Annotated in this window: 19 protein-coding genes and 1 pseudogene; 6 read left to right on the forward strand and 14 right to left on the reverse strand. The window is 64.3% G+C overall.

Translation table 11 applies throughout. The features are described from left to right. Nucleotides 1-200 (forward strand): annotated as a pseudogene (locus tag AC1DW2_RS41080) (IS110-like element ISMex17 family transposase); the annotation flags it as partial. 74 nt (nt 201-274) lie between these two features. On the opposite strand, the gene AC1DW2_RS41085 reads toward AC1DW2_RS41080, so the two are convergent. Continuing rightward, entirely contained in the window at nt 275-1378 is a 1104-nt protein-coding gene (locus AC1DW2_RS41085) for a hypothetical protein (RefSeq protein WP_477008909.1), read from the reverse strand. Further along, nucleotides 1378-2814: an MBOAT family O-acyltransferase gene (locus AC1DW2_RS41090; RefSeq protein ID WP_477008910.1), complete on the reverse strand. Its 1437-nt coding sequence runs from the start codon at nt 2812-2814 to the stop codon at nt 1378-1380. Before AC1DW2_RS41090 ends, AC1DW2_RS41085 begins: the two co-directional genes overlap by 1 nt. A 218-nt stretch (nt 2815-3032) precedes the next feature. Between AC1DW2_RS41090 and AC1DW2_RS41095 the strand changes: the two genes are divergently transcribed. Further along, complete coding sequence (locus AC1DW2_RS41095; RefSeq protein WP_477008911.1) at nt 3033-5132, forward strand: S9 family peptidase; 2100 nt, start codon at nt 3033-3035, stop codon at nt 5130-5132. Between the two features lie 252 nt (nt 5133-5384). Here AC1DW2_RS41095 and AC1DW2_RS41100 read toward each other — a convergent pair whose 3' ends face one another. The 6 genes from AC1DW2_RS41100 to AC1DW2_RS41125 all read right to left on the reverse strand — a co-directional run bounded on the left by AC1DW2_RS41100 (nt 5385) and on the right by AC1DW2_RS41125 (nt 11779). Continuing rightward, complete coding sequence (locus tag AC1DW2_RS41100; RefSeq protein WP_477008912.1) at nt 5385-6476, reverse strand: SMP-30/gluconolactonase/LRE family protein; 1092 nt, start codon at nt 6474-6476, stop codon at nt 5385-5387. Nucleotides 6477-6551: 75 nt separating this feature from the next. Beyond that, complete coding sequence (locus AC1DW2_RS41105) at nt 6552-7271, reverse strand: ribonuclease activity regulator RraA (protein ID WP_477008913.1); 720 nt, start codon at nt 7269-7271, stop codon at nt 6552-6554. A gap of 116 nt (nt 7272-7387) precedes the next feature. After that, on the reverse strand, nt 7388-9127 hold the full coding sequence (araD, locus tag AC1DW2_RS41110; protein WP_477008914.1) for an L-arabinonate dehydratase: 1740 nt from the start codon (nt 9125-9127) through the stop codon (nt 7388-7390). Then, entirely contained in the window at nt 9124-9987 is an 864-nt protein-coding gene (locus AC1DW2_RS41115) for an ABC transporter permease (protein ID WP_477008915.1), read from the reverse strand. The genes araD and AC1DW2_RS41115 overlap by 4 nt, the downstream gene beginning before the upstream one ends. Nucleotides 9988-9998: 11 nt before the next feature. Next, nucleotides 9999-10760 (reverse strand): ABC transporter ATP-binding protein, encoded by a 762-nt coding sequence (locus tag AC1DW2_RS41120; protein ID WP_063980471.1) that lies wholly within the window; start codon nt 10758-10760, stop codon nt 9999-10001. Further along, nucleotides 10760-11779 carry an ABC transporter substrate-binding protein gene (locus tag AC1DW2_RS41125; protein WP_477008916.1) on the reverse strand — a complete coding sequence of 340 codons (1020 nt, stop codon included), beginning with the start codon at nt 11777-11779 and terminating at the stop codon, nt 10760-10762. Before AC1DW2_RS41125 ends, AC1DW2_RS41120 begins: the two co-directional genes overlap by 1 nt. 94 nt (nt 11780-11873) lie before the next feature. On the opposite strand from AC1DW2_RS41125, the gene AC1DW2_RS41130 reads away from it, so the two are divergent. The 3 genes from AC1DW2_RS41130 to AC1DW2_RS41140 all read left to right on the forward strand — a co-directional run bounded on the left by AC1DW2_RS41130 (nt 11874) and on the right by AC1DW2_RS41140 (nt 16785). Continuing rightward, a complete protein-coding gene (locus tag AC1DW2_RS41130; RefSeq protein WP_477008917.1) occupies nt 11874-12596 on the forward strand; it encodes a GntR family transcriptional regulator in 723 nt (240 codons plus the stop codon). 204 nt (nt 12597-12800) lie between these two features. Then, nucleotides 12801-13217, forward strand: a complete 417-nt coding sequence (locus AC1DW2_RS41135) for a response regulator (RefSeq protein WP_477008921.1) — start codon at nt 12801-12803, stop codon at nt 13215-13217. Nucleotides 13218-13284: 67 nt separating this feature from the next. Further along, nucleotides 13285-16785, forward strand: a complete 3501-nt coding sequence (locus AC1DW2_RS41140; RefSeq protein WP_477008918.1) for a PAS domain S-box protein — start codon at nt 13285-13287, stop codon at nt 16783-16785. A 161-nt stretch (nt 16786-16946) separates the two neighbouring features. Here AC1DW2_RS41140 and AC1DW2_RS41145 read toward each other — a convergent pair whose 3' ends face one another. Continuing rightward, nucleotides 16947-17582, reverse strand: coding sequence for a response regulator transcription factor (locus AC1DW2_RS41145; RefSeq protein WP_071916993.1), 636 nt, complete (start codon nt 17580-17582; stop codon nt 16947-16949). Nucleotides 17583-17731: 149 nt separating this feature from the next. Between AC1DW2_RS41145 and AC1DW2_RS41150 the strand changes: the two genes are divergently transcribed. Further along, nucleotides 17732-18022 carry a hypothetical protein gene (locus tag AC1DW2_RS41150; protein WP_085398200.1) on the forward strand — a complete coding sequence of 97 codons (291 nt, stop codon included), beginning with the start codon at nt 17732-17734 and terminating at the stop codon, nt 18020-18022. A 54-nt stretch (nt 18023-18076) separates the two neighbouring features. Here AC1DW2_RS41150 and AC1DW2_RS41155 read toward each other — a convergent pair whose 3' ends face one another. The 5 genes from AC1DW2_RS41155 to AC1DW2_RS41175 form a co-directional block, all read right to left on the reverse strand. Further along, on the reverse strand, nt 18077-18580 hold the full coding sequence (locus AC1DW2_RS41155) for a response regulator (protein WP_071908597.1): 504 nt from the start codon (nt 18578-18580) through the stop codon (nt 18077-18079). Between the two features lie 155 nt (nt 18581-18735). Beyond that, nucleotides 18736-19053 (reverse strand): hypothetical protein, encoded by a 318-nt coding sequence (locus tag AC1DW2_RS41160; protein ID WP_014490546.1) that lies wholly within the window; start codon nt 19051-19053, stop codon nt 18736-18738. Nucleotides 19054-19055: 2 nt separating this feature from the next. Next, nucleotides 19056-19937: a CheR family methyltransferase gene (locus tag AC1DW2_RS41165; RefSeq protein WP_477008919.1), complete on the reverse strand. Its 882-nt coding sequence runs from the start codon at nt 19935-19937 to the stop codon at nt 19056-19058. A gap of 59 nt (nt 19938-19996) precedes the next feature. Then, complete coding sequence (locus tag AC1DW2_RS41170; RefSeq protein ID WP_018321619.1) at nt 19997-20383, reverse strand: response regulator; 387 nt, start codon at nt 20381-20383, stop codon at nt 19997-19999. A gap of 32 nt (nt 20384-20415) precedes the next feature. Continuing rightward, the coding region (locus AC1DW2_RS41175) for a chemotaxis protein CheW (protein ID WP_477008920.1) at nt 20416-20776 on the reverse strand (361 nt) is incomplete at its 5' end.

Raw genomic sequence — 20776 nt, forward strand, 5'->3', positions numbered from 1 at the left:
GCGGGCGACAAGCGGTGCGAACGGTATTGTTCATGGGAGCAATGACCGCCAGACGTCACAACCCCGTCCTCAAGGCCTTCTTTGAGCGCCTCGTGGCCAATGGAAAGCCGAAGCTCGTTGCCCTGATCGCCGTCGCCCGCAAGCTGCTGACCATCCTCAATGTCATGATCAGGACTAAAACACCATGGCAACCCGCTTGACAGCGAACACAGTCGCTCACCCGTCTCGCCGCTACGCGGTGAGCCACCCTCTCCCACAGGGGGAGAGGGGAAGTTCAGCGCGCGACTCGATACGCTTCGACTTGAACCTTCAGCGCATCCAGCGACGCGAGCGGCGCCTCAGGATCGACGCGATACTCTCCACGCGCCAGCCAATTCAGCACCTTCGCATCGACCGCCGGCGAATGGTGGATGACGTCGCTGTAGTTATCGAGATCGTGCGTCACCGCCCTGATCGCGCGGAAATCGTACAGACGCACATTCGGAAGCTGCGTCAGCCGCTCGGCGATGCGCGCGGTGAGGTCGGTGACGATCTTCAGCGTCGCAGGCGAGGCATCACGCATCGCCACGAACTGCAGGATCGAATAGGGCGGCAAGTAGATGTCGAAGGTCACGTCCGGATGACGCGTGATCAAGCCGACGGCGTCGCGTTCGAAATGCCGGAGCATGGCGTCGTAGCCATAGCCTTCGCCAAGGAAGCGGCTGCGCACGGGGCTCGTGATGTAAGCGAACGAGGCAAGCGCCTTCTTCGCATTGTAGTCACGCGCGACGTCGAAATCGCGCGGCAGCGCGTAGATGTCGTCGACGTCGGACAGCGCGAACTTGACGGGGAGAAACGGCGCCGCCTGGGTCAGCTTCTGCTGCAGCGGCGGGATCGACCGCAGCAGCGCGAACAAGGATTCCTTCGCCATCGCGGCGCTGAACAGATAGGACGCGATGCCCTTCGTTGTCTGGCGATAGAGATCGACGGACAGAAAGGGATCGGCCTCGATATCGGCCGCATCGACAAAGATGAAATCGTCCATCGCCCAGATCACACCCCGGGCACCACGCTCGATCGCCCGCTCCAGCACAAAGCCCTGCTGGCGCGAATTGGACCCGGTCATCGCCAGCTTGAGCGAGTGGACGCCGAGCGCGCGATCGATGTCGCTCTGGCGGAAATGGATCGCGAGCGAGGTGCCCATGAAGGCGGTGTCGAACGACTGGCTGCGGATCAACCCGGCATTCTGCACGCGCGTGTCGTCGGAATAGAATGCGGTGAGACGCGAGGGGCGGAACAGTTGCAGGGGATCGACGAGATAGGTGAGCACCGCCGCGCCCAGCACGCAGGTGATGCTGGCGAGCAGAAGACGTCTCAGATGTGTGAAATTGCCCCGCATCAGAACCGGAAATAGATGAATTCGCTGTGGCTCTGGATGCCGAGAATCCCGAGAGCGAGCACCAGCGACGCGCCGTAGAGAAACAGCGGCCGCATCCGCCCTGCCGGCAGGGCCTCGCCGACCCTGCGATTGTCGTGATCGTATCCCATGATTCCTTGCGTGTTCGGCGCCAGCCACACCAGCGCGGCGTAGATCGACACCAGAACCAATGCGGCGATCTCCTCGCGGCCGAGGACGATATTCGACGGATCGGCCATCGCGTGGAGGACGCGCAGCGCCCAAGTAACGCTCTCGGCGCGGAAGAAAACCCAGGCCACGACGACGGCGAGGAACGTCAGGATGGCTCCGACAATGCGGGCCGGGCGCACGAGCAACGCCGGGACGTTGGGCACCAGCGCGTTGAAGGCATGATTGACGCAGAGATAAGCGCCATGCAGCGCGCCCCAGGCGACAAAAGTCCAGGCCGCGCCGTGCCAGAGCCCGCCGAGCAGCATCGTGATCATCAGATTGACGTAGCGCAGCACACGGCCGCGGCGGTTGCCGCCGAGCGAGATGTAGAGATAGTCGCGCAGGAACTGCGACAACGTCATGTGCCAGCGGCGCCAGAACTCGACGATGCTGGTGGCCTTGTAGGGTGAGTTGAAATTCACCGGCAGGAAGATGCCGAACATCAGCGATATCCCGATCGCCATGTCGGAGTAGCCGGAGAAGTCGAAATAGAGCTGGAACGTGTAGGCGAGCGCACCACACCAGGCCTGATCAAAGCTCGGCGAGCGCGCCTCGAAGGCGAGCGCCACCAGGGGCTGGATGCCGTCGGCAAGGCAGGTCTTCTTGAACAGGCCGATTGCGAAGATGACGATTCCGCACAGGACCAGGTGCGCGTCCGGATACTTGGTCTCCTTCCGCTCGAATTGCGGAATCATGTCCTTGTGGTGGAGGATCGGCCCCGCGATCAGATGCGGAAAGTAGGTCACGAACAGCGCATAGTGCGGCAAGGCGTAACGCGCGACCTGGCCACGATACGCATCCACCAGGAACGCGATCTGCGTGAAGGTGTAGAAGGAGATGCCGACCGGCAGCAGGATGTGGACCGCGACATGCGTACCGGCCAGCGCATTGATGTTCTCGGCGACGAAGCCGGCATATTTGAAGATGCCGAGCACCAGGAGGTCGCCGACGACGCCGAGCGCGAGCGCCGCCTTTCGTTGCATTGGGGCAAGCTTCGCCGCGATCAGGAGATGGCCGACGCCGTAGTTGAAGGCGATCGAGATCAGCAGCAGGGCCACGAACTGGCAGCTGCCGATGGCGTAGAAGGCGAGCGAGGCCAGCGCCAGCCAGATCACTGGCGCCAGATTGCTGCGCCGCCCGAGCCAGAAATAGCCGGCCAGCACGGCCGGCAGGAACAACAGGATGAACGGGTAGGAATTGAACAGCATCAGGCTGGACCGGCGGCGGGGGTATTGCCCCTAAAGCATACAAGGGGGCGATCAACAACCCGGCGACTTGGCGCAGCGGCGCTGGCAATTCGTGGAATCGGGACGATATAAGGTGGAACACGGCGAGCGATGCGGCGCGCCTTTCTTTTACCTCTCCCCGTTCTTACGGGGAGAGGTAAAGAGGGAGCGCAGCGCGAGTACGAGATGATGAGGACCGCGTGACACAAGCCAAGACACCTTCCCAGCCCCCCGTCGCCCCGCGCCGGCCGCATTCCTTCACGCGGCACGGGATCACCGTGACCGACGACTATGCCTGGCTGAAGGACGAGAAATGGCAGGAGGTGCTGCGCGATCCCGCCGTGCTCGATCCCGACATCCGCAAATATCTCGATGAAGAGAACGGCTACACCGAGAGCCTGCTCGGCCACACCTCGTCACTTCAGAAGACGCTGGTGCGCGAGATGCGCGGACGGATCAAGGAGGACGATTCCAGCGTGCCCTCGCCCGACGGGCCGTTCGCCTATTTCCGCAGGTTTCGCGAGGGTGGGCAGCACGAATTGTTCGGCCGCATGCCGCGCGACGGTGGCGAGGGCCATATCGTGCTCGACGGCGATGCGCTCGCGAAGGACCACAAATATTTCAAGTTCGGCGGCAGCCGCCACTCGAACGATCACAAGCTGCAAGCCTGGAGCGCCGACACCAAGGGCTCGGAATATTTTTCCATCCGCGTCCGCGACTGGGCCACGGGCAAGGATCTTGACGATTTGGTCGAGGAGACCGACGGCGGCATCGTCTGGAGCAAGGACTGCAAGAGCTTCTTCTACGTGAAGCTCGACGACAACCATCGCCCGATGCAGGTGTGGCTGCACAAGCTCGGCACCAGGCAGGCCGACGACACGCTCGTCTATGAGGAGCAGGATTCCGGCTGGTTCACCCATCTGCATGAGAGCACCAGCGGCCGCTTCTGCGTGATCGCGGGCGGCGATCACGAGACTTCCGAGCAGCGGCTGATCGATCTCGCCCACCCCGAAGCGCCGCCGCGCCTGGTCGCGGCGCGCGAGGACGGCGTGCAATATTCGCTGGCGGACCGCGGCGACGAGCTCTTCATCCTCACCAATGCCGATGACGCCATCGATTTCAAGATCGTCACCGCACCGCTGGCTTCGCCCGAGCGCAAGAACTGGCGCGACCTGGTCCCGTATCGTCCCGGCGTCTACATCATCGACCTCGATCTCTATGCCGGCCATCTGGTGCGGCTGGAGCGCGCCAATGCACTGCCGTCGGTCGTGATCCGCGATCTCGCGACCAGGGACGAGCACGCCATCGCCTTCGACGAGGCGGCCTATTCGCTCGATACGATGGGCTCCTACGAATTCGAGACGACGAATCTGCGCTTCGCCTATTCGTCGATGACGACGCCGTCGGAAGTCTATGACTACGACATGGTCAAGCGCACGCGGACCTTACGCAAGCGCCAGGAGATCCCGTCGGGCCACGATGCGGCCGACTATGTCACCACGCGCATCATGGCCAAGGCGCATGACGGCGCCGAGGTGCCGGTGTCGATCCTCTATCGCCGCGGGCTGAAGCTCGACGGCTCGGCGCCGCTGCTGCTCTACGGTTATGGCTCCTACGGCATGGCGATGCCGGCATCGTTCAACGCCAATCGCCTGTCACTGGTCGACCGCGGCTTTGTTTACGCCATCGCCCATATCCGCGGCGGCGCCGACAAGGGCTGGGGCTGGTATCTCGACGGCAAGCGCGAGAAGAAGACCAACTCGTTCGATGATTTCTCAGCCAGCGCACGGGCGCTGATCGATGCGAAGTACACGAGTGCAAAGCGCATCGTCGGCCATGGCGGCTCGGCCGGCGGCATGCTGATGGGCGCGGTGGCAAACCGCGCCGGCGAGCTGTTCGCGGGCATCGTCGCCGAAGTGCCGTTCGTCGACGTGCTCAACACCATGCTCGACGACACGCTGCCGCTGACGCCGCCGGAATGGCCCGAATGGGGCAACCCGATCGAGAGCGAAAAGGATTTTCGCACCATCCTGTCGTACTCGCCGTATGACAATGTCGCGGCCAAGGACTATCCGGCGATCCTGGCGATGGGCGGCCTGACCGATCCGCGCGTGACCTATTGGGAGCCGGCCAAATGGATCGCGCGCCTGCGCGCGACCATGAGCGGCGGCGGCCCGGTGCTGCTCCGCACCAACATGGGCGCCGGCCACGGCGGCGCATCGGGGCGTTTTGACCGGCTGGATGAAGTCGCAATCGTCTATGCGTTCGCGCTTTGGGCAGCGGGGATGCCGGAGGCGTGACCTTGTAGCCCGGATGGAGCGCAGCGAAATCCGGGATTCGTGCAGACGGCAAGACCGCCCCGGATTGCGCTGTGCTCCATCCGGGCTACGGGCCTCTCCCCGCACGCGGGGAGAGGCGAAGGAATTCGGCAGCTCTGTAGGGTGGGCAAAGGCGCATCGCGCCGTGCCCACCATCTTTCAGCAATTGCGACGAGAGCGGTGGGCACGCTTCGCTTTGCCCACCCTACGGCAGCTTAGCTGGTCAGCTCTGCCTCACACCGCCCCATGCGCCTCGACATACAGCGCATACACCGAATGGCTGCTCGCCATGTAAAGCCGGTTGTTCTTCGGGCCGCCGAAGCAGAGGTTGGCGCAGCGCTCGGGCAGCTTGATGAAGGCGAGCGGCTTGCCGTCCGCGTTGAACACCGTCACGCCGTCGAGATCTTCCGACTTGCCCCTGAGCTGAAAGACCTTGCGGCCGCCGATCTCGGTGGGTTCGGATTGCAGCGCGCCGTTGGAGCCCCAGCCGCACCAGAGATTGCCGTCGCGATCTACGCGAAAACCATCGAGCGAGGCCTGGTCGGCGGCATCGATCAGCTTGGTCTTGCCGCTCAAGGCTCCGTCGTCGCCGACATTGTAGCTCCAGATGCTGCGGTTGGGCGTGCCCTTCCATTCGACGATGTAGAGCTTCTTCTCGTCCGGCGAGAAGGCAAGGCCGTTGGGATTGACGAGGTCGGTAAGGACGGCGCTGATCTTGCCGTCCTTGGCGATGCGATAGACGTTGGTGGTGGCCTGCTCGGCCTTCTCCTTCTTGCCCTCCCACTCGCCGTTGATGCCGAACAGCGGATCGGTGAACCAGATGCTGTCGTCGGACTTCACCACGATGTCGTTCGGCGCGTTCAGCCGCTTGCCCTCGAACTTGTCGGCGAGAACCGTGATTTTGCCGTCCTTCTCGGTGCGGGTGATGCGGCGGGTGACGGAGTGCTCGCAAGTGACGAGGCGGCCCTGGCGGTCGCGCGCATTGCCGTTAGCGTAATTGGCGTTGGCGCGGAACACGCTGGTCTGCCCGGTCTTCTCGTCGAACTTCATGATCCGGTTGTTGGGAATGTCCGAGAACAGGAGATAACCGCCCTCGGGGAAATAAGCGGGGCCTTCGGCCCAGCGCATGCCAGTCGCGACCTGCTCGACCGTTGAGGAATAAAGCCGGTATTTTCCAAAGCTCGGATCGAGGATCTGGACGGCGGGATCGGGATAGCGCTGGTTGGGCGTGAACGCGAACGACTGGGCGCCGGCAGCGCGAGCCAGACACGTAGACGCCGCAGCTGCGCCAGCACCGGCCAAGAGATTGCGTCGTGTAAAATTCATTGAAGTCCTCCCCTGCTCGACAAAAGGCCGGCGCTTGATGCGGCCGGCCTGTTTCTTGATGTGATTGGTCTTGGCCTAGCGGCCGTTCTTCTTCCGCCATTCCGCGAAATCGGTGAGCGTCTGCGGATCAGTAGCCGGATAAAGCCCAAAAATGCCGCGGCCCTTGCCGACTTCCTCGGTGACGAAATCCTCGAACGCGGTCATCTCAAAGGTTTCGTTCGCGATCTCGTCGGCGAGATGCGCGGGGATCACGATGACGCCGTCGGCATCGCCGAGAATGACGTCGCCCGGAAATACCGGCGCATCGCCGCAGCCGATCGGCACGTTGATCTCGATCGCCTGGTGCAGCGTGAGATTCGTCGGCGCCGAGGGACGATGATGGTAGGCGGGAATGCCGAGCTTGGCGATCTCGGCGGAATCGCGGAAGCCGCCATCGGTGACGACGCCGGCGACGCCGCGCTTCATCAACCGCGTCACCAGGATCGCGCCGGCAGAGGCCGCGCGCGCATCCTTGCGGCTGTCCATCACCAGCACGGCGCCGGGCGGACAATCCTCGATCGCCTTGCGCTGCGGGTGGGAACGATCCTTGAAGACGTCGATGGTGTTGAGGTCCTCGCGCGCCGGCATGTAGCGCAGCGTGAAGGCCTCGCCGACCATGGTTGGCTGGTCGGCACCGAGCGGGTGCACGTCCTGGATCATCTGGATGCGCAGGCCGCGCTTGAACAGCGCGGTGGCGACGGTGGCAGTGGAGACGGATTTGAGTTTTGTGCGGGTGGCTTCAGAAAGTTTGGACATGTGTATCCTCTTGTCATTCCGGGGCGCCGCGCAGCGGCGAGCCCGGAATCCATCGGGCCGCACGCAACGCGGTGAAATGGGTTCCGGTTCGCGCTACGCGCGCCCCGGAACGACGGTCAGTAAATCGACGGCTCGCCGATCGGCGCGCCGAAATCGGTCTCCAGGAAGTCGAAGTCGCAGCCGTCATTGGCCTGCTTGATGTGTTTGGTGAACATCCAGCCATAGCCGCGCTCGAAGCGGCGCTCGGGCTGCTTCCAGGCGGCGCGACGCTTTTCGAGCTCGGCTTCGGACACATCGAGGTTGATAGTGCGCGCTGCGACGTCGAGCGTGATGCGGTCGCCATTCCGCACCAGCGCCAGCGGGCCGCCGACATAGGATTCGGGCGCAACGTGCAAAATGCAGGCGCCATAGCTGGTGCCGCTCATGCGCGCGTCCGAGATCCGCACCATGTCGCGCACGCCCTGCTTCACGAGCTTGGTCGGGATCGGCAGCATACCCCATTCCGGCATGCCCGGCCCGCCCTGCGGCCCTGCATTGCGCAGGATGAGGATGTGATCCTCGGTGACATCGAGGTTGGGATCGTCGACCGCCTTCTTCATCGAGGGATAGTCGTCGAACACCAGCGCAGGGCCGGTGTGCTTGAGAAAGCGCGGCGCGCATGCGGACGGCTTGATGACGCAGCCGTCGGGCGCGAGATTGCCCTTGAGCACGGCGAGCGCGCCCTCCTTGTAGATGGGGTTATCGACGCCGCGGATGACATCGGCATTGTGCACTTCGGCGCCTTCGATGTTTTCGCCGAGCGTCTTGCCGGTCACGGTGATGCAATCGAGATGCAGATGCGGCTTGATCTGGCCCATCAGCGCCGGCAGGCCGCCGGCATAGAAGAAGTCCTCCATCAGATAGGCATCGCCGCTCGGGCGGACGTTTGCGATGACCGGCACCTTGCGGCTCGCGATCTCGAAATCATCGAGGCCGATGTCGAGGCCGGCGCGGCGGGCCTGCGCGATCAGATGAATGATCGCGTTGGTGGAGCAGCCCATCGCCATGGCCACAGCAATTGCGTTCTCGAAGGCTTTTCGGGTTTGGATCGTCTTCGGCGTCAAATCCTCCCACACCATCTCGACGATGCGCCGGCCGCATTCCGAGGCCATCCGGATGTGGTTGGCGTCGGCGGCCGGAATCGAGGAGGCGCCCGGCAGCGTCATGCCGATCGCCTCGGCGATCGCGGTCATGGTCGAGGCCGTGCCCATGGTCATGCAGGTGCCGTAGCTCCGCGCGATGCCAGCTTCGATATCGAGCCAGTCCTTGTCGGAAATCTTGCCGGCGCGCCGCTCGTCCCAGTATTTCCAGCCGTCGGAGCCGGAGCCGAGCGTCTTGCCCTTCCAATTGCCGCGCAGCATCGGTCCCGCCGGCAGATAGATCGCCGGGATGTTCATCGAGGTCGCGCCGAGCAACAGCGCCGGCGTGGTCTTGTCGCAGCCGCCCATCAGCACCACGCCGTCGACGGGATGGCTCCGCAACAGCTCCTCGGCGTCCATCGCCAGAAGATTGCGGTAGAGCATCGTGGTCGGCTTCAGCAGCGATTCCGACAGCGACAATGCCGGCAACTCGATCGGCAGGCCGCCGGCCATCAGGATGCCGCGCTTGACGTCGTCGACGCGCGACTTGAAGTGCATGTGGCAGGGCTGCGCGTCCGACCAGGTGTTGAGGATCGCGATGCACGGGCGGTCCTTCCACTCCTCCGGGGCGTAGCCCATCTGCATGGTGCGGGAACGGTGGCCGAATGAGCGGAGGTCGTCGGGCGCGAACCAGCGCGCGCTGCGGAGCTGGTCGGGCGTGATTTTCTTCTTGGTCATGATTGGGTGCCCCATTTCTGCACGGTGTTCCGCTCGATGGCGCGGAAGATCAGGTTCTCGACAAAAAGCCCGATGATAATCACCGTCAAGAGGCCCGCGAACACTGCGGGTATGTCGAGGAGGTTGCGGTTCTCGAAGATGAACCAGCCAAGCCCGCCCTGGCCCGAAGACACGCCGAACACCAGCTCGGCCGCGATCAGGGTACGCCATGCAAAGGCCCAGCCGATCTTGAGGCCGGTGAGAATCGAGCCGAACGCGGCGGGGATGAGAATTTTTGCGACATAGGGCAGCCCGCGAAGGCCGTAATTGCGCCCGACCATGCGCAGCGTGTTGGACACGCTCTTGAAGCCGGAATGGGTGTTGAGCGCGACCGGCCACAGCACCGAGTGGATCAGCACGAAGACGAGGCTGCCATTGCCGAGGCCGAACCAGATCAACGCGAGCGGCAACAGCGCGATCGCCGGCAACGGGTTGAACATCGCCGTGACCGTTTCCAGGAAGTCGGTGCCGATCCGCGTCGAGATGGCGAGCACGGTGAAGATCGCGGCCAGCACGATGCCGGCCGAATAGCCCATGAACAGCACCTTCAGCGAGGTCCATGCCCGCATCGGAATGGTGCCGTCCTTGACGCGCTCCCATAGCGTCACGATGGTGTCGTGCAGCGTCGGAAACAGCAGCGGATTGTCGAGAGCGACGCCATAGGCTTCCCAGACCGCCGCCAGGAACAGGATGATGACGGTCTTGCGGACAAAACCGTCGTTCCACAACAGCTCCGGCACGCTCAGCTTGCGCTCGACCTCGCCCGCACCGCCGGTCGCGGCAACCGACGCGTCGCGCAGCAATATTCTCGCTTCGCCCATGACAGGCTCCCTCAATGCGCCACAGCTTCGGCCGCGAACAGGAGATCGTGGATCTCCTTCTCCAGCCGGCCGGCGCTGCCGTCTCCATTCGAGACCTTGTCGACGTCGACGACCTCGGCCTTGACGCGGCCGGGATGCGGCGACAGCAGCAGGATGCGGTTGCCGATGCGGATCGCTTCCGCGATCGAATGCGTCACGAACAGCACCGTGAATTTGGTCTCGCTCCAGAGCTGAAGCAGCTCGTCTTGGCAGGTGCGCCGCGTCAGCGCGTCGAGCGCGGCGAACGGCTCGTCCATCAGCAGGATATCGGGCTCCATCGCCATGCCGCGCGCAATCGCGACGCGCTGCTTCATGCCGCCGGACAGCGTGTGCGGATAGGCGTCGACGACGCGGGTGAGGCCGACCTTCTCGATATAGGCCCGTGCGCGGGCCTCGGCGTCCTTGCGCGACAGTTTTCGCGCGGTCAGCAGCGGAAACATCACATTGGCGAGCACGCTCTTCCAGGGCAGGAGCTGGTCGAACTCCTGGAAGATCATCATGCGGTCGGCGCCCGGACCGTGAATCTCGCGATCGTTGATGGTCATGCGGCCCTCGCTCGGCGTCATATAGCCGCCGACGGCCTTGAGCAGGGTCGACTTGCCGCAGCCGGACGGCCCGAGCAGCACGAAGCGGTCGGACCTGTCGACGGTGAAGCTGACCCTTTCGGTGGCGGTGACGACGGCGCTGGAGGTCTTGTAGCGCAGCGTCACCCCGTTGACGTCGAGCAGCGCCATCAGTTGCCTTTCAGGTCGTGCGCGACGGGGAGATAATAGTCGGTCCAGGCCTTGGGCTGGTTCTTCAGCGTGCCGGTCTTGAACAGATGGGCTGCGAATTTCATCGTACCCTGCGGCTCGAGATTCCATTCCATCATGCCGGGCTCCTTCAGGAGATCGAGCAGCTCTTCCACCGAGGTCTTGTCGCCCGTGATCTCCTTGTAGATCTCGACCGCCTGCTTGGTGTCGCTGCGGATCAGATCCTGCGCTTCCTTGGTGGCATCGCGCACCGCCTGGATGATCTTCGGATTGGCGTCGGCGAATTTCGTCGTGGTGAAGAACTGCGCCTGGCTCAGCGGACCGCCCATCACGTCAGGCGAATTCAGCACGACATGCGCGCCCGGCACGTTCTTCAGCTCCAGGAAAGTGAAAGGCGGGATCGAGAAGTGGGTGTGCACCTCGTGCTTCGAATTGGACAGCGCCGCATAGGCGTCGGGATGGCCAAGCTGCACGGTGTTGGCGTCCAGCTTCGACCATTGGTCGGCACCAAAGGCCTCGGCGGCCGCGATCTGAAGCACGATCGCCTGGGTCGAGACTTTTACGGTCGGCACCGCGATCTTGTCGCTCGGACCAAAATCCTTGATCGACTTGATGTTGGCGTCGCGGCTGATCAGCGTCATCGGCTGCGCCGAGGTCGCGACGATGCCCTTCACGCCGCCGCGGGTGCGGTCCCACAGCAACAGAAGATTGCCGGTGCCGGTGTTGAGGATGTCGACGCCGCCGGCGAGCAACGCATCGGTCTGCGCGCCGCCGCCGGAAAAGGTCACCCATTTGGTGGTGACGCCGGGTACGCCGAGCGAAGCTGCGTGCTTCTCGATCAGCTTCTGCTTTTCCATGATGTGGCTCGGCATGTAGAAAATGCCGGGCTGGCGCGACAGCGAGATCTCGGATTTCTGCTGCGCATGCGCCGCGGATACCGGCAGGACGGTTGCGGCGATCAGGGCGGCAGCCGCAAGCTTGCTACGAAGATGCTTGATCATTGTTGTGTGTTTCCTCCGGCCAGCGTCGAGCTGCGTTGACCCTGCTGATGCACTAATATATTAGTGCATCAAAGGCAAGCCCGCGGGACCCGCCATGGAAGCAACCCATACCGCGCCGCGCGCGGCACGACCCGCAAAAGCCGTTTCAAGGCTCGACCGCGCCCGCCAGGCCGCGCCGCAGGTGTTCGAGCGGCTGCGCAATGCGATCATCGCCCTGGAACTGCCGCCGGGCGCGCCCCTGTCACGCGCCGAGCTTGCCGGCCAGTTCGGCGTCAGCTCGACACCGGTGCGCGATGCCCTGATGCGGCTCGAGGAGGAAGGGCTCGTCGACGTGTTTCCGCAGCACGCGACCGTGGTCAGCCGGGTCGACGTCGGCCGCGCCGAGCAGGCCCATTTCCTGCGCCAGGCGCTGGAGCTCGAAATCGTCCGGATCCTCGCGGAACAGCATGACCAGGCCCTGGTCATCCGCCTTGACCACGCGATCGCGCTCCAGCAGCAATTCGCCAAGGCCGGGGACTTCGAGAGCTTCATCGCCGGCGACAATGATTTTCACGCCCAGCTCTACGCCGCCGCCGGAAAGCAAGACCTGTGGACGCTGGTGCGCAGCCGCAGCGGGCATATCGACCGGCTGCGCCGGCTGCATCTGCCCTCGCCCGGCAAGGCCCAGAACATCGTCCGCCACCACAAGCTGATCACGCGCGCGATCGAGGCCGGAGACGCTGACGCCGCGCAACAGCATCTGCGCAAGCACCTGTCGGGCACGCTCAGCGAGCTCGACAATATCCGGAGCCATCATCCCGAATACCTGACCGATTAGGCCCGCGACGCGACCCGGGCGTGGGTCAGGGACCGCATGTGCACGTAAGCATGCATATGGCCGACCTCGCCGGAATCGCGCGAGGCGGACAAGGTGTCGGCCGCGAAGCGCTTGCAGGCCGGACGGAATCCGCGCAACAATTTCGCATTTGATGCTTTGATTTGGGGTCGCTGGACGTCCCATCCGGCCCGGAGGGTTTCAGACGTGGCCAACATCCTGATTGTGGATGACGACCCGGCCGTGCAGATCACGATCCGGCTGATCCTGGAAAGAGCGGGTCATCACGTTACGGTCGCCGGCGATGGCTACGAGGGACTTGCCCGGTTCGAGACGAGCCAGTTCGACCTCTTGTTCCTCGACATATTCATGCCCGGCATGGACGGACTGGAGACGATGCGCCACATCCGCGTGCTGCAGCCGGCCCTTCCGATCGTCGTCATTTCCGGCCGCCGCGCCGTCACCCCGGACGCGTATGCCGAGCCGGACTTTCTGAAGATGGCGACCAAGCTCGGCGCGGTCGCAAGTCTGCAGAAGCCGTTCCGGCCGGACGCCCTGCTCGCCGCTGTCGACGGCTGTCTCACATCCGCGCCACAAGCCAATGCCGCCTCCGGCAGCCGATGACGGGGCTATCCATGTTGCAGCGTAGCAGGACATTCGGGACCGCTCGCGACGCGGCGCGAAGGCCGATATGACCCTCGCGACCCGGCTGGCCATCGCAATGATCCTGCTGGTCGCGGCTGCGGTCGCCGCTGTCGGATGGCTGAGCCATTACAGCCTGGAGCAAGCCTTCCTGCCGCGCGTGCTCGACCGTATCGAGGGCCACTCGCGGCTCCTGGCCTCGCAGCTCGAAGCGCATGTGAACGGCGCTCGCGCCGACGTTGCGACGTTCCGCTCCCGTGCCGCCGCGCGCGGCATGATCGATGCCCATTTCAACGACGGGGTCGATCCGGTCGATCACCTCTCGGAGAAGACCTGGCGCGACCGCTTGCTGACGCGCCTCGTGGCCGACGTCGGCGCCAACCCGGCCTACGCAAAATTCCGCATCATCGGTGCCGACGGCGTCGAGTATCTGCGCGTCGACCGCTCCGGCCCGAACGGAGCGGTGCGTGCGGTTCCCGACGATGCCTTGCAGAACAAGGGCGAGCGCTCATTCTTCCAGGCGGCGGTCAAGCTGGCAGAAGACCAGGTCAGCGTCTCCCCGGTCGAACTGGACGTCGACGACGGCGTGGTTCAGATGCCCTATGTTCCGACCTTGCGCGTCGCGGCGCCCCTGTTTGGGTCCGATCACCGGCTGTTCGGCATCGTCGTCATCAATGTCGACATGCGCCAGGTGTTCGACCGGATCAGGATATCGATCCGGAACGGTGAAGCGGTCTATTTGGTCGGCCGTAGCGGCGACTATCTCGTGCATCCGGATCGCACCCGCGAGTTCGGTTCGCAACTGGGGACACCAACACGCTGGCAGGACGACTTCCCCTATTTCGCAGCCATCACCGGATCGACGCTGGGCGCGACCCAGGTCGTGCCGGGCAGTGACGGCAAGCCGAGCGGCACCGCGATCGCACCCGCAATCCTGGCCGAGGACCAGTGGGTCGGTGTCATCCGCGTCGTGCCCAACGCCGTCTTCATGGCGCCGGCCGTCACCATCGAGAAATCGACCATCACGATCGGCCTCATCGCGGTGCTGGTCGCCGCCATACTGGCCGTGCTGCTGGCGCGGTCGTTGACCCGGCCGATCGGGCAACTCACTGCGGCGGTCGAGTGGCTCGGTCGGGACAATTCCATCAGAATTCCAACCGACGCCCCCGGCGAGACTGGTGTGCTGGCGCGGGCATTTGCCCGTTTGATCGATGAAATGCGGGCGAAGACGGCAGCGCTGGAGCATGAGGTCGAGGAGCGGCGGCGCACCGAGGCCGCGCGCGACCAGCTCGCCGTCCGCGAACGCCTGTTCAGCGCGGCGGTCGAATCCTCCGACGATTCGATCGTCATGCAGACGCTCGACGGCATCATCATCGGCTGGAATGCGGCGGCCGAGCGCCTCTACGGCTATACGGCTGAGGAAGCGGTCGGACAGCCGACCTTGATCCTCCTGCCACCCGATCGCCGCGAAGAGGGCAAGGACTATCTGCGGCGGATTGCGACGGGCGAGCGGATCGAGCACTTCGAAACGGTGCGCCTGCGCAAGGACGGCAGTCCGGTCGAAATCTCGGTGAGCCTGTCACCGATCAGGGACGATTCAGGCGAGATCATCGGCGCGTCCGGCACGGCGCGCCGCCTGACCGATGCGCGACGGACCGAGCGCGCGCTGCAACAGCAGATCGAGGAACGGCGGCAGCTGTTCGACGCCTCGGAAGATCTGATCATGATCATGGATTCGCGGGGCCATATCGTGCAGGTCAGCCCGAGCAGCCAGGCCGTGCTCGGCTACCCGCCGGACGAGATGATCGGCCGCAGCGGCGTCGATTTCATCCATCCCGCGCATCTCGAGCAATCCCGCGAGGAGATGCGCGCGCTCCGGCGCGGCGGGCACCCCAGGCTCGCCGACACCCGCTGCATCCACAAGGACGGACGCGAGGTCTGGCTGTCCTGGCTCGGCAACTGGTCAGATCAGGCCAAACGCTTCTTCTTCGTCGGACGCGACATGACCGAGGCGAGGCGCGCGGAAGAGTCCTTGCGCGAAAGCGAGCTGCTCGCGCGCAATATCGTCGAGACCGCGCTCGACGCCTTCGTCCAGACCGACGAGCGCAGCACCATCCTGAACTGGAGCTCGCGGGCCGAGGAGCTGTTCGGCTGGCGGCGCGACGAAGCGCTGGGCAGGAATGGGGTCGACCTCATCGTCGCCGAGAGCGAGCGGGAGCGGGTCAAGGCCGGCCTCGCGCGCTTCCTCGAGTCCCAGGACGGCCAGACGCTCAACCGCCGCCGCGAGCTCACGGTTCGCCGTCGCGACGGCAAGGAATTCAGGGCCGAGCTGAGCGTCACGGCGCTGAAACGCCGCGAAGGCATTCTGTTCAACGTGTTCTACCGCGACCTCACCGACAAGATCGCGTCCGAGGAGCGCATCCGCCACGCCGACAAGATGGAGGCTGTCGGCCAGCTCACCGGCGGCGTGGCGCATGACTTCAACAACATCCTCACCGTCATCACCGGGACGATCGAGATCCTGGCCGACGCGGTGGCGAAGGAGCCGGAGCTTGCGGCGATCACGAAGATGATCGACGAGGCCGCCGGGCGCGGCGCCGAGCTGACCCAGCACCTGCTCGCCTTCGCGCGCAAGCAGCCGCTGCAGCCGCGCGAGGTCGACATCAACGCGCTGATCATCGACACCGCAAAGCTGTTGCGCCCGACGCTGGGCGAGCAGATCCAGATCGAATCGGTGTTCGAGGACGAGAGCTGCGTCGCGATCGTCGACCCCAACCAGCTCACCACCGCGATCCTCAATCTCGCGCTCAATGCCCGCGACGCCATGCCCGGCGGCGGCAAGCTGATCGTGGAGACGGGCGCCGCCTATCTCGACGAGGTCTATGCCAGCGTCAACGACGTCAGGCCCGGACACTATGTGCTGATCGCCGTGAGCGACACCGGCACGGGCATTCCTACGCACATGCTGGCCCGGGTGTTCGATCCGTTCTTCACCTCGAAGGGACCGGGCAAGGGCACCGGGCTCGGGCTTTCGATGGTCTACGGCTTCATCAAGCAGTCCACGGGCCACATCAAGATCTACAGCGAGGAAGGCCACGGTACCACGATCAAGACGTATCTGCCGCCCGGCAAGACGGCCGCGGCCGTGGGCGAAGGCGTGACGCCGTCGACGATCGAGGGCGGACACGAGACGATCCTCGTGGTCGAGGATGACCGGCTGGTGCGCGACTACGTGCTGGCGCAGCTGCACTCGCTCGGCTACGTCACCTTGCAGGCCGCGAACGCAGCTGAGGCGCTCGCGATCGTCGCCACCGGCAAGCCGTTCGACCTGCTGTTCACCGACGTCATCATGCCCGGCAAGTTGAACGGACGGCAGCTTGCCGACGAGGTGTCGAAGACGCGTCCGGACCTCAGGGTGGTCTACACCTCAGGCTATACGGAGAACGCGATCATCCATCACGGCCGGCTGGATTTAGGCGTGCTGCTGCTGGCGAAGCCGTATCGCAAATCCGATCTGGCGCGGATCATCCGCAAGGCGCTGCAGGGATGACAGTCTCGTGTCCCGGACGCACTGCAGCGTGCAACGCTGCTGTGCAGAGCCGGGACCCAGAACAACCATCAGCCGTGACATTGGAGAGATGGGCGCCAGCTCAGCAGCGCATCATTACATGACGCGCTGCGTCCGGGGCACGAGAGAGATGGCCAGTCGCGTTACGACGCGCGCTGGGCCGCGGTCATCACGATGCGGATCAGATCGGCGGCGTTGCGCGCCCCGAGCTTCTTCATGATGTTGGCGCGGTGATCCTCGATGGTGCGTGGGCTGATGCCGAGCGTGCGGCCGGCTTCCTTGTTGGACGCACCGGAAGCGAACTGCTCGAGCACCTCGCGTTCGCGCCGCGTCAACGGCTCGCGTCCGGGGAAGTGCAGCGAAGAGAATTTCGGCGATACGCTCTCTGCCTGCCTGCGTGCATAGGCTCCGATCGCCTCGTCCAGCCGGCCGACGATCTCGCTGCCGCGGAACGGCTTTTCGATGAAATCGAGCGCGCCGCTCTTGATGGCGCCCACCGCCATCGAGATGTCGCCCTGCCCGGAGATCATGAAGATCGGCGCCGGATAATCTTCGCCCTGCAGTTCCTTCAGAATGTCGAGGCCCGACTTTCCGGGAATGTGCACGTCGAGCAGGATCGCAGCCGGCGTACGGTTCCGCGCGACGGAGAGCAGCGCTGCGCCGTCCGCAAAACAGATCACCTCATAACCCGCCGCCTTCAACACCATCGACAAGGTGTCGCGAACCGCAGGGTCGTCGTCGACCACGAAGATTTCACCACGAGAGGTTTGCTCGGCCATGTGCCACATCCAGTTGGCATTACGGACTCGCGTCCGCGCCAACCGTTATGGCGTTCGGCGCGGATTCGGCCCACCCGTATTTGTACGGGACATAGACTTAACGCACAAGTAGCGGCATTGCGCCTAATTGCAGGAGACGGAGAATATCTATGCTAAATTTGGCCGATACGCTGCCGCTGGTCGCAACATCCGAGGCCGACAGCCAACGATTGATCGCCGCCGACCTTCGCTTGCTGATCGCGCAGATCGAGACCAGTATGCGCCGGATCGCCGCAGCCATGGATCAAGAACACAGCAACGATCCGGAAGGTTCCGCCGACGTCTTCATACTCGACGACGTCACGCCGCGTTATGCCACCGCGAACGCCGCTCTCAACGCCTGCCGGGCAGGCCTCGGCCACGCCCTGCAATACCTGTCTGAATCCGGCAATCCGGCTTGAATTGCGACCGGCGCGGCGCAGTGCCCGCGTCCGATCGCATGGCAGCTCCGCGCCTCAGGCGCGGTGCCGTTCCACGATCGCGTCGGTAGCGACGCCACCCCAGGTGTGGATCGCCGGCAGCCCCATTGCGGTCTTGCCGAGATTGGCGAGGCTGATCCGCAGCGCGGCGAGATCGAGCGGCTTCGGCAGGCCCTGGAGCTGGATCCCGACGGAACGGGCGAAGCTGCGGGCGGCGCTGCGACGCTTGCCGTCCATACCGCTGATGACGATCACATGGCCTGCGAATTTCGCCGCCGCCATCTCGCGCAGCACGTCGATGCCGTCGCCATCCTCCAGCACGAGATCGAGCGTCACGCAGTCGAAGCGGGCGGCGCGGAGCTTCTCGATCGCCTCGGCGACGGACGGCGCCACCGTGACTTCATGGCCGGCCTGCCTGGCGGCGACCGTGATCAGGCTGCGCTGCGTGGCGTCGTCGTCGACCACCAGGAGCTGAAGCGCACGCCGCTCGGCGACGTCGGGCAGATTTGACGGGATGGGGGAGAGGGAACTTCGGGGCATTGCCGTATCCTGAGATTGAGACGGGCAATTGCTACACGGCTCGCGCTTAGGCCACGTAAAGCCGGTGCGGCGAATTCGTCCGGATGTTTTAGCAAATATGAACCAACGTCGCGGAAAGCGGCGACGGGGCGCGCGGGACGAGGCCTATCTGGTGATCACGCTGCCTCGTCACGGCCGCCGGCGGCGCCGCGCTTCTTCCGGTTCTTGCCGCGCAGGAACTGGATGTCCATTTCGGCACCGTTGACGCGCACCAGCTCGCAACGGCGATAGGCGAGTCCGGTCGACGACAGCAGCAGGAAGAATTCCTTCAGGTTCAATCCCTGGATCGAGCCATCCACGGTGAGGATGGCATCGGTGTCGGAAATCGCATTGAGCTTGCAGTCGCGCCGCCACGTGCCGTCGATCGCCATGATGCAGACATCATAGCCACGACTGAACGTGACGCGCTCCGCGCCCTTGCCATCCTCTGCCATGCCTATCGTCCTGCCAACACCGCCATGCGCGGCGGCGCGGCGCCGGCGAGAGCCGGTTTGGCTGCCGCTGCACGCGGGTCGTTCGGCTTGTAGAGGCCGCGACGATCCGGGATCGGCCTGAACGTGTCGGTCAGTCCGACCACGGTTTCGGCTGCACCCAGCACCAGGAAGCCGTCTCCCTCGATCTGGCGGGCGAGGCGGTTGAAGATGTTGATCTTGGTGTCCTGGTCGAAATAGATCAGCACGTTGCGGCAGAAGATGACGTCGAAGGTACCGAGCTGGGCAAAATCATGCAGCAGGTTGAGCTGCCGGTGCTGGATCATCGCGCGCAGCTCGGGATTGATCTGCCACGTCTCGCCGGTCTGCTTGAAATATTTCATCAGCATCTGGATCGGCAGGCCGCGCTGCACCTCGAACTGGCTATAGATGCCGGCCTTGGCCTTCTCGAGCACCTCCTGCGACAGGTCGGTCGCGATGATCTCGATGCGCCAGCCGGTCAGGGCCGCGCCCATCTCCTTCAGGCACATCGCCAGCGAATAGGGCTCCTGCCCGGTCGAGCCGGCGGCGCACCAGATGCGCACGCTCCGTCGGCCGGCGCGCGCCTTGATGACCTCAGGCATGATGGTGTCGCGGAAATGATCGAACGGGACCTTGTCGCGGAAGAAGAAGGTCTCGTTGGTGGTCATGGCTTCGACCACGCTGGTGACGAGCGCGCTCGAGCCGCCCTGCAGCTTCTGCACGAGCTCGCCGATCCCGGACAGCCCGGCCTTGCGGGCGAGCGGCAACAACCGGCTTTCGATCAGATATTGCTTGTCTGCGGACAGGTCGAGCCCGGAATGATCCCTCAGGAACTTACGCAGATACTCATACTCGGTCGGGGTCACGGATAGCCTCTCGGAAGCTGTACTGGGGACACTCTGGCTGAAACGCTCGGGCCAGATACTCAGACCATGGCTTGTCCGACCGGGATCAAGCCGACTTCAGCGAACTTGTCGGCGATGATGTCTTTGTCGAAGGGCTTCATAATGTACTCGTTGGCGCCGCCGCTGAGCGCCTGGGCGATATGAGCAACGTTGTTCTCGGTGGTGCAGAACACCACCTTCGGCTGGTCGCCGCCGGGCAGGCGGCGCATGTGGCCCATGAACTCGAAGCCGTCCATCACGGGCATGTTCCAGTCGAGCAGCACCGCATCGGGCAGCTGCCGCTGGCAGATCTCCAGCGCCTTCGAGCCGTCCTCAGCCTCGGTGACTTCGAATTCCAGGCCTTCCAGGATCCGGCGCGCGATCTTTCGCACGACGCTGGAATCATCGACCACCAAACATGTCTTCATTTTGGTTCTCCGGCTTCGATGTTTCGGTTAGCTCAGGCAGCCATTTGCACTTCGGTTTTAAGCTCGAGGACGCGATCGACGTCGAGGACGACCATGAGCTGGCCGTCGAGGCGGTGGACGCCGCCGGCGAGCTTGGCCATGCGGGGATCGAGGTTGACGGGGTTCTCTTCCATGCCGGCCTCGGCAAGGCGCAGCACTTCGCCGATCTGGTCGATCAGGAGGCCGTAGGATTCACCGCGCAGGTCGACGCCGACCGCCATCGGGGTCTTGCCGTCCTCGGGCTTGGGCAGGCCGAGCCGGGCGCGCATGTCGACCACGGTGACGATGCGGCCGCGCAGGTTCAGCACGCCCGCGATCTCGCGCGAGGACAGCGGAACGCGGGTGACGCGCTCG

The organism is Bradyrhizobium sp. P3_C3, from assembly GCF_056402655.1.